We start from the raw sequence: 9546 nt of genomic DNA on the forward strand, positions 1-9546 counted from the left end.
ACCCGTTTGTCATTGGACGATCCCGGGTACCCCCACGCTCCGCGTGGGGTTCCACTTCTCCCCACCCTCCACTCCACGCGGTAGCGATCTGGTTCATCTTCACGCACGAATCCCGGCACCACCTCGGCACATCGCCTCACATCCGCTCGACCGTGGGCATTCCCAGCACGCCAAGCCCATCTTCGAGAACCCGGGCCGTCAGATGGCAGAGACGCAGCCGCGATCGTCGCGTGTCCTCGTCCGAAGCCGCCAGCACGGGGCACTGGTCGAAGAACGTGCTGAATGTTCCCGCGAGCGTGAAGAGATACGTGCAGAGCCGGTGCGGCTCGAGCGACGCCGTCACGCCCTCGAGCGCGCTCGAGTAACCCAGCAGCGTGAGCGAGAGCGCCTTCTCCGCGGGCTCCTGGAGCGTGATCGGCGTCGACACGAGATCGGTCTGGGTCGTGGGGATGCCACGGGCCGCCGCCTTCCGGAAAATGCTCTTGATCCGCACCAGCGCATAGAGCAGATACGGCCCGGTGTTCCCCTCGAACGAGAGCATCCGGTCGAACGAGAAGACGTAGTCCTTGATTCGGTCGTTGCAGAGGTCGGCGTACTTCATCGCCGTCACCCCGATCGCCTCGGCGGTGCGCGAGATCTCGTCGGGCGTGAGCGGCGGCTCGGCGGTGGCCGCCCGCGACTCCACCGCGACGCGTGCCCGCGAGACCGCCTCGTCGATGAGCGACTGCAAGTTCACGCTCTCGCCCGATCGTGTTTTGAAGGGTCGCCCGTCCTCGCCCAGCACCGAGCCGAACGCCGCGTGCTCCATGACCGCGACTCGATCCGTTCCCGGAATCGTGGCGTATCCAGCCTTCGCCGACGCCCCAAAGACCTGGCGCAGGTGCAGATTCTGTCTCGCGTCGATCACATAGATCAGTCGCGTCGCGTGCATCGTCTGCACGCGCCGGCGGATGGCGGCGAGGTCCGTCGTCGCATAGAGATATCCGCCGTCGGTCTTGCGGATCAGGCACGGCTCCTTGATCCCGCCGTACGTGGGCTCCTCAAGCCGCACCACGAGAGCGCCCTGATCGACCTGCGCCACGCCTCGCGACTCGAGGTCGGCGACCAGCCCGGGGAGTTCCTCGGCATAACTCGATTCCCCCGCCGAGTGCTCCGCTGTGACGTTGACATTCAATCTCTTCGCCACGCTCAGACACACCGACATCGTGACATCGGCGAGGCGCTGCCAGACGCCAAAGGTCCTGGGCTCCTTGCGCTGCAGCGCGACGAGCGTCTCGCGTGCGTGCGTGAAGGCCTCGGTCGCGCCCTCGACCTGGGCCTCGAGTTCGGCGATCGCCTTCGGGCCCATGCCGAAGCGTTTGGCGGCCTCCAGCCCCGCCATGTCGCGCTGGCACTCGGCCTGGGCGAGTTTGTAGTTGCGATCAAGGTCGTCAAGCGTGAGAGTGTTGAGATCGATCTCGCCGCGTTCCTGCTGACGCATGAGGCGTGCTGTCACCATCGCGATGGGCAGGCCCCAGTCCCCGACGTGATTCTGGCGGATGACGGTGTGCCCGAGCCGCTCGAGCGTGCGCGCGATCGCATCGCCGATGAAGGGCGAGCGCAGGTGTCCCACGTGCATCTGCTTGGCGAGGTTCACGCCGAAGAGATCGACGACGATCCGCTCGGGGTGTGATGACGGGGTGACGCCGAGCGAAGGCGTGTCGAGAGCCGCGAGCATCGCCGAGAGCGCGTCGGGATCGAGCGTGATGTTGATGAATCCCGGCCCTCCAATCGACGCCTCGTCGAGAGGCAACGCCACGTCTCGAACATCGACCTTCGAGACGATCGCCTTCGCCACCTCACGCGGCGGCTTGCCGACTCGCTTGGAGAGGCCCATCGCCACGTTGCACTGGAAGTCTCCGGTCGCGGCATTCTTCGCGCCGGCCTTGCTCGCGACGATCAATGGATCGACGTCGCCCGTGAGTTCCGGGAACGCGGCGTGGATCGCGCGGATGAATCGATCGCCAAGAATCGCGACGGGATCGTGCCCGCCGGGTGGTGTGCCGTGAGTCATGGGCGGATGGTATTCGCGGCGTCTGCCGGTTTCGGTGTGCCCTTTCGCGCGTCACGCCACGACTCCAGCGTGCGGGCCAGTCGCTCGCCCACGTCGATCAACGCCGTGCTCGGCGTCTGACAGAGCGGGTCACTCTCGATCGCGACGCGCCCGGACCGAATGGACGGCAGATCTAGTCGAGAGAGCGGACCCATCGATTCAAGAGCGGTGGGGGAATCACGAGCTGGCTCATCCGGCCCCCGCGGCGAGAAGAGCACGATCCCATCGGGCGCGAGCCGCACCAGGTCCTCGTGGTCCAGCCGCATGTACGCCAAACCCTCCGCCATCGCGGGCACGCCACCGAGCCGCACGAGCAGATCATGATGGAACGAACCCGGTCCGAGGGCGGTCGGCGGATCGACCGAGGCGAGCAGTAGGATCTTCCCCGCGCCCTCCAGCCCGTCGCGCCGCCGCCACGCTTTGGTCATGCGATCGGCGAGCGCTGCACCTCGCGACGCGTCCTCGGGCGAGAGCCACGCCGAGAGTTCGAGCGTGACGCGCGGAATGTCGTCGAGCCGCACAAGCCCGACATCGTGCAACGTCCAGTGGTTCGCCCGCGCGAGTTCCTTCAGCCGCGGCGGCAACTCGCGAGAGCCCCATTGCGTGATGATGTGCGTCGGGTGAACCCGAAGCAGCGCCTCAAAGTCGATCCCCGCCTGATCGCCACAGATCTCCAGCGTTCGTGGCAGGGCGATCTCGTACGACGATCGCCCGACGACTCGCTCCTGAAGATCAAGATCTCTCAGGATCGCCGACACCGCCGGGCTGAGCGAGACGATCCGTAGTTGGCTCGACGCCTCTCGTCCGTCCGTCGGCGATGTGTCGCCATGGCTCTCGCCCGTCGCCGGCGTTCCCGACGATCGCCGTTCACACCCGGCAACACACACAACCACGAAGACAGCAAGCGCAACGACGACACGGACCACCCACCGCGCGGGCTCGTCGACACATCGATCGATGGAAAGAGAGCCCATCATCCAATGCTCCCCAAGTGCGTGCCCTGAAGCAGCGTGAGACGCACACGATCACGGAGTTCGTCGAGCGCGCGCGTGTCGTGGAGCAGCACGCTCCACGTCCGACTCCGGGCGATCGACGCGCCCGAAGCCCTGCTCGCGATGGCTCGTGCGTCCAGATCCGCAAGAGTGCCCGCGTGCCTCGATCGGAACTCGGCCAGCCCCGCGTGCATCTCGCGATACAGCCGCGCCCGCTCGTCACGATCCGTGCTTCGCGCGATCAGGCCGACGCGCTCGAACTTCGTCTCCTGAGCCGCGGCACTCTCCGCCGAATCCGCGAGCACCGGGTTGTGCCTCGCTGCGTGCGCCACCCACGCGAGCCGATCCGCGTCGTCGTTGGCGGGAAGGTCCAGTCGAACGGTCGCCGTCGCCACGCCCATCGGCGCGAGCCACGCACCTCCACCAAGCCACCCGGCGATCCAATCGTGCATCACGGCGTCGTATCCCTCGTGCCCCTCGTCTCCGCCGCCGCCGGTCCCGTGCACGAATAGATCGCACGCGTATCGCCGGAGGAGGTACGTGAGCAGGAGCGCCCGCGGCACAAGCCGGGCATCTCGATCCGCCAGAAGCGATCGAACCTGGCTCGCGTACACGGGCCGTCGCGTCGAGTCTCGTTCCAGGCTCCACAGCGGGAGTTCGATCTCATCGCCGGCGATCCGCAACGGTCGCACGCGCGTCGCGCGATGCTTCAATGCTGCGGCGTTGTATGCCATAACGCACGCACCGGCCTCGCTCGACATCCGCTCCACAATGTCCCTTGTCACGGGCGCGTCCAGGAGCGACGTCGCCCGAACGATCGTCGGCGTAGCCGAGAATCTCCGCAGAAACTCCAGCATCACTCGCGTCGCCTGCGTGCCCGCGTCCGGCGCATCCGCCTGGGATTCGATCAACTCTAGTGCGCGAGCCACCCGATCCCGGATCTCCACAGGCACATCATTTGGCACACGCACGCCCCGCGTGGACACCGCCGGGCGATCGCACGCCGCTCGTCCCCGCGCCTCGCCCCGCTCGGGGAGCACACGCACGCGCCGAACGACTCCGTCGCCATCGATCGTGGGCACGTCGAGCGTGAGAGGTGCGACGGCATCATGATCCACGACCACCCACGCCGGAGTCGCGCCCCACGAGTTGACCGCCGCTCCGATCGCTAGCCACTTCGCCGCGATCCCCGCGTGCCACAGCGTCGGCTGGTGCCCACTCATCACGATCGCGCGATCCACAGGAAGCCCCAGCGCCTCGCGGAACGTCCGCGCCCCCTCGTCGATCGCTTCACTGCGGACGCCTCCACCAGCGCGGAGCGCACGAGACCACGCGGATCCCTCGGGGGCCACGCGGACGCTCTCGATCTCTGAACGAAGGGGCACGTCAGGAGTATTGGACGCGATCGGCACCGGCGTGCTCAGGCCTTCTCGTCCGCCATCGCCGACGCGCCGAGGTGACGCATCGCCCGCGTCCCGCAGATATCAAGACCCGCGAGAGCCTCTTGCGGCAGGTGGTCGGCCTGGCGACAGATCTCGCGGTGCATCACCTGGCGATAGTGCGCCAGCCGAATCTCCGGATTATCCAGCACCTCGCCAAACGTCCGGTTCGGGTCGTTGTAGATGAGACTCACCGGGAGTTCCGCGACGCGGAGCCCCCGGGCCGCCGCCTGCGCCCAGAACTGCATCGGGAACGCATATCCGCTCACGGACGGGCGGAGCGACCGCAGCGTCTCGACGCGGTACGCCTTGAATCCGCAGAACGCATCGGTGATCGTCGCGCCCAGACGCCCCGCGAATCGGTCGTTGATCTCTCTGGTGATGGTCCGATTGATCGCTCGCCGATCCGCGGGCGCGGCCGACGCGTCGTGTCCGGCGGCGTCATGGCCCATGTACCGCGAGCCACTGATGACATCCACGTCGAGTTGAGCCGCGGCCTTGATGAAGTGCGGGATCGACTCGGGCTCGTGCTGCTCGTCGCAGTCCATCGTGATCAGCCAGTCGTACCCCTCTTGGATCGCCCATCGGAACGAGTCGCGCATCGCCCGCCCATACCCGCGATTCCGCACGTGCCGGATCATGTCCACCGGGGCGTCGGCGAGGTAGTGGGGGGTGTCGTCGGTCGAGCCGTCGTCGATCACCAGGACATGCTGGGCAAAGGAGAGCACGCGATCAAGCACGCGCCGGACATACTTCGCCTCGTTGTAGACCGGAATAGCGACCAGCGTTCGTGCCATGCGAAACTCCACGAGAGGATCAGATCAAACCACCACTGCCCGCTTCCGATGCCGAACCCGACGCCGGGTTTCGTGCATCGCCGGCGAGCCGACACGCCCATCGGTCCCAGAAGTCCTGTCAGTGGACCCATCAACACCAAACCGAACGCCTCACCAACACGCGTGACACCCCCAGCCATCCTTGCTGGTTGATTCCAGCCCCTGGCCTTACTCCCCAAAGTACCCCGGCTCATACGTGTGCTCGGACTCCCCTGACCCTTCCGAGCCTCGGGCGAGCGAGGTGAACGCCGCGAACCCGAATGGCGCTTCCTGGGCCGTCTCACCCGCTTCCTCACGAGAGGACTCGACGAGTTTCTGCATGAGTTCATCCGTCAGCGAGTGGAACGCCCGGATCTCGTGCACGGGGAGCGTGAAGACCTCGCCCGCGGGCGTCCGGATCTCAAAGACGGTGCACTCGATGGCCGTCGAGAGCCAGTGCTTCCCGCCAGGCCCCGGCACGCCGCACGCAAAGACCGGACTGACCTCGGCGATCGGGATGCGCTGCCCGAGCGTCGTGATCACGGCCAGCCGTCCATCGAAGAGCGCCTCGGGCCCGCTCGGTCTGGTCGCAAGGGCCCGCTGATCCTGACCCTCGCCCTCGCCCGCGTTGCTCGCCGAATCCGCCATGCTCGTGATCGACGTCAGCACCGGCCCGCCGGAGTTCTCGAGATCGTCGTCGTCCTCGAACGCGCTCCCCACGCCGCCGGACTCTGCCGCGAGTTTCGGCGGCTTCGCGGGCGAGCTCGGCGACGGTCGGCGGGCCCCGATCCGCGCCGACAGCACTGAGAGCGAGGTCAGGATCTCACGGATGATGTTGTTCCAAAACAGTTCACGAGCGGCGGCCACATTCGCCATATCGAGCCGACCCGTGTGAGCCATCGATGCCATGGGCCCCGCGCCCGACCGAACGCCACGAGCGCCAGACGATGGCCTCCCACCCCCCGGCACTTTCGGACGGGCCGCGGCCTTGGCTGGCGCCCTCTTGGGATCCCTTGCCGCGTTTGTCGCAACGGACTTGCCGGAGCTGGTCGTCTTCGCCTTCTTCGCCATGATGCGTGCCACGCCTCCTACGCCCGAGTCTGCACGCCCAGCGTGAGATTCGCGCCATATTCCCCAGGCTCAAAGACATGGACCAACGCGGCATCAACGCCAAGCGTCGCCGTCTCCCCCGACGAATGCGTCACGCTCGCCGGGACCCGCGCCACGACTTGTTTCCCACCGGGTGAGACGCACGTCAGATCCATCGTGTCGCCCAGCGGCTCAACCACGCGAACCTTGAAGGCCCCGCTCGGCATCGTCGTCGGCGGCCGGTCGATGAGATGCTGAGGCCGAATTCCAAGAACGACTCGCTGCCGGGCACGGTTGCGAACTTTGGCGCTCTGCTCACGCGTGAGCGTGACGACGAGTCCACCCGAGCCGTCCTCGCGGAATGCCACGTCATCGCCCGACGCCTCCAGCACGCCCTCCAGAAAGTTCATCGGTGGCGTCCCCACAAACCCCGCGACGAACCGGTTCGCCGGGTGGCGATAGACCTCCAGCGGCGGGGCGGCCTGTTGGATCACCCCCGCCGACATCACCACGATCCGGTCCCCCAGCGTCATCGCCTCTTCCTGGTCGTGCGTGACATAGATCGTCGTGGTCTTCAGGCGCTGGTGGAGGCTCTTGAGTTCCGCCCGTGTCGTCACGCGGAGTTTCGCGTCGAGGTTCGAGAGCGGCTCGTCAAACAGGAACGCCCGCGGGCTGCGCACGATCGCCCGCCCAAGGGCCACTCGCTGGCGCTGCCCGCCCGACAGAGCCTTCGGCTTGCGATCCAGGAGTTCCTCGATCCCCAGCAGCCTCGCGGCGTCTCGCACGCGAGTCTCGATCTCGGCCTTGGGCGTCCCGCGGAGTTTGAGCGCAAAGGCCATGTTCGCCCGCACGGTCATGTGCGGATACAGCGCATAGTTCTGGAAGACCATCGCGATGTCGCGGTCCTTGGGGTGGACCTGGTTCACCACGCGGTCGCCGATGGAGACCGTCCCGTCGGTGATGTCCTCCAGCCCCGCGACCATGCGCAGGGTCGTGCTCTTGCCACACCCCGAAGGGCCGACCAGCACCACAAACTCACCATCGGGGATGTTCAGTGACACGCCCCTGACGGCCTCGAAACCACCCGGATAGGTCTTGCGGACAGAAGAAAGAGCCACGCTCGCCATGATGGGCATCGTACCCGATTCCAAGCCGGCGGTACGTGATTCGACATTGGATCAGGCGTCCCGGCCGCATAGCCCGCACACCCGGCACGCGTTCACGCCACAAACCGACCGAAACTCCGCCGGTCCGAAAGCCACCGGCAAAACCCGCCGATGTGCTTGCCAATCAACCGGGGAGCAGCCTCATGGGACCGTCCGAGAAGTCATTCAACCAAGTCAAGGCGATCCTGAACAAACTGGATCAGAACATCGACCAGTTGCGCGCCCGCCGATCGCACAAGCCCGGCGCCGACGAGCCGCGCTCCGCCTCGCGCCAGCCCGAGCAGGCTCCGGCACCGCAGGCTCAGCCCACGCCGGCTCCCGAGGCTCGCCCCGCGCCCAACTCCCCCTACGGGCAGTATGGCCGGGCCACCCCGATCCCGCCGTCCTTTGCCTAAGGCCTACCGCCGGTTCACAAAGTCCACGACGACGGGCATGTGATCGCTCACGTCCGAGTCCGACACGTCCAGACCGATGCCCATCAGGGCCGCATCCGACAGCCGCCGCGTGTCCAGCACGAACGAGTCGGCCACCATCAGGCTCGAGTCCGAGAACAACACATAATCCAGCCGCCCGGGCGTGAACGACTCCGCCTTGTGGTACCACGTCGAGAGCGTGTTGTCCCCAAGCACCTTCGCGTTCGCCATCGACAACTCGCTCCCGTCGGCATCAAGGCCCGTGGCCAGAATCTCGAGCGGCGGCCGCGAGCCGACCAGGTTCATGTCGCCCGCGATCACACGACCCTTGGGAGCCCTTCCTGCGGCGGCAAACTCCTTCCACGCCGTGTTGATCGCCTCCGCCTCGGCCATGCGTCGAAGATCCTCGGGGCTCCCCTTGCTCCCGCCGCTCTTGAGGTGCGTGCTCCCCACCAGGATCTCGCCGCACGGCGTCCCCGAGACGACGGCACTGATAAACCGCACGTCGGCGGAGCGCCCGGCCTGGCTGTTGGGAGCCGTCGTCAGGAGCGCCGGCCCGCCCGCGAGGGGATACCGGCTGATCACCGCCACTCCTCCACCATGCCCCATGTCCGTCTCCGTGGAGAAAACGTGCCAACCGCTCGCGAGCGGGGTGTTGCGCTGGAAGTAGTCGAGCAGCGTCTGAGCGTCGGTGACCTCCCATTCCTGCACGAGGATGATGTCGGGGTTGAGCGCATCGAACATCCGCTTGAAGACATCGGGCTTGGACATGGGCGAGGAACGCAGCACGTTCCATGACACGACCCGCACGCTGTTGGCCGCCTGGGGCGGGATCCGCACGTCGCGCCGGACCGACTCGAACGTCGCGCTCGCCCGCGGAAGATCCACGTACGAGGGATCCGAGTACTGATCGAGCGTCGATTCCGGCGTCAGCGTCGCGAAGAAGGCCCCCGCGCGACCGACCGACCGCATCCCACCCTCGGGCAGTTCCGCCAGCACGCGCGCGTTCCGCCGAATCCGGCCCTCATACCACACCGATGCGTACGTCGGCGAGAACTCCACCCCCGCGTCATTGGCACCGATCGGCGACCGCGAGCCGTCCGACCGAACCTCGAAGACCTGCACACCCACGCCATCCTGCGTGCGAGGCGAGAACTCGATCTGCAGATCGATCCCCAGATCGGTCAACTCGGGCTCGCCCATCCGCAGGCCTGTCGAGGCGCTCCCGTCGGCGTCAATGAACATCACCACCGACTGCGGCGCCCGCTGCAGCGTGAACTCACGATCCTGCACCGTGAATCGGAAGTACACGTAGTTCGCATCGGCGGCCAGCACCTTGTCGCTCGGCCAGTCCGTGATGTCGCCATCAAGAAGTGGCACATTCGACGAAACGCGGGAGATCACCGTCCCTTCCGAACCCCCGCTCGGGCGGCCCGATCCGCACCCCCCAAGGAGCGCGGCCGCCAGCAGCCCCAAGCCCACTCCATAGAGACCCCAAGCCCTGCCCGTCGTCCGCGTCGCGTGGTGCGTGTTCATGCCG

General features: G+C 66.8%; 8 protein-coding genes. 1 reads left to right on the forward strand and 7 read right to left on the reverse strand.

What is annotated here, in order from left to right; genetic code table 11:
- Positions 1 to 136: 136 nt before the first annotated feature.
- The 6 genes from argS to ugpC all read right to left on the reverse strand — a co-directional run bounded on the left by argS (position 137) and on the right by ugpC (position 7554).
- Positions 137 to 2053, reverse strand: coding sequence for an arginine--tRNA ligase (argS, locus tag IPK69_10595; protein QQS08433.1), 1917 nt, complete (start codon positions 2051 to 2053; stop codon positions 137 to 139).
- The gene (locus IPK69_10600; GenBank protein QQS08434.1) at positions 2050 to 3069 is read right to left on the reverse strand and encodes a hypothetical protein; all 1020 of its coding nucleotides are present in this window, start codon (positions 3067 to 3069) and stop codon (positions 2050 to 2052) included. The genes argS and IPK69_10600 overlap by 4 nt, the downstream gene beginning before the upstream one ends.
- Positions 3066 to 4469, reverse strand: a complete 1404-nt coding sequence (locus tag IPK69_10605) for a hypothetical protein (protein QQS08435.1) — start codon at positions 4467 to 4469, stop codon at positions 3066 to 3068. The genes IPK69_10600 and IPK69_10605 overlap by 4 nt, the downstream gene beginning before the upstream one ends.
- A gap of 35 nt (positions 4470 to 4504) precedes the next feature.
- The gene (locus tag IPK69_10610; protein ID QQS08436.1) at positions 4505 to 5320 is read right to left on the reverse strand and encodes a glycosyltransferase family 2 protein; all 816 of its coding nucleotides are present in this window, start codon (positions 5318 to 5320) and stop codon (positions 4505 to 4507) included.
- A gap of 207 nt (positions 5321 to 5527) precedes the next feature.
- Positions 5528 to 6247: a hypothetical protein gene (locus tag IPK69_10615; GenBank protein ID QQS08437.1), complete on the reverse strand. Its 720-nt coding sequence runs from the start codon at positions 6245 to 6247 to the stop codon at positions 5528 to 5530.
- A 179-nt stretch (positions 6248 to 6426) separates the two neighbouring features.
- On the reverse strand, positions 6427 to 7554 hold the full coding sequence (gene ugpC, locus IPK69_10620) for a sn-glycerol-3-phosphate ABC transporter ATP-binding protein UgpC (GenBank protein ID QQS08438.1): 1128 nt from the start codon (positions 7552 to 7554) through the stop codon (positions 6427 to 6429).
- A 182-nt stretch (positions 7555 to 7736) separates the two neighbouring features.
- Here ugpC and IPK69_10625 point away from each other — a divergent pair, with 182 nt between their 5' ends.
- Entirely contained in the window at positions 7737 to 7988 is a 252-nt protein-coding gene (locus IPK69_10625; protein QQS08439.1) for a hypothetical protein, read from the forward strand.
- Between the two features lie 3 nt (positions 7989 to 7991).
- On the opposite strand, the gene IPK69_10630 is transcribed toward IPK69_10625, so the two are convergent.
- Entirely contained in the window at positions 7992 to 9542 is a 1551-nt protein-coding gene (locus IPK69_10630; protein QQS08440.1) for an endonuclease/exonuclease/phosphatase family protein, read from the reverse strand.
- Positions 9543 to 9546: the final 4 nt, after the last annotated feature.

Source organism: Phycisphaerales bacterium, from assembly GCA_016699835.1.
Lineage (GTDB): Bacteria > Planctomycetota > Phycisphaerae > Phycisphaerales > UBA1924.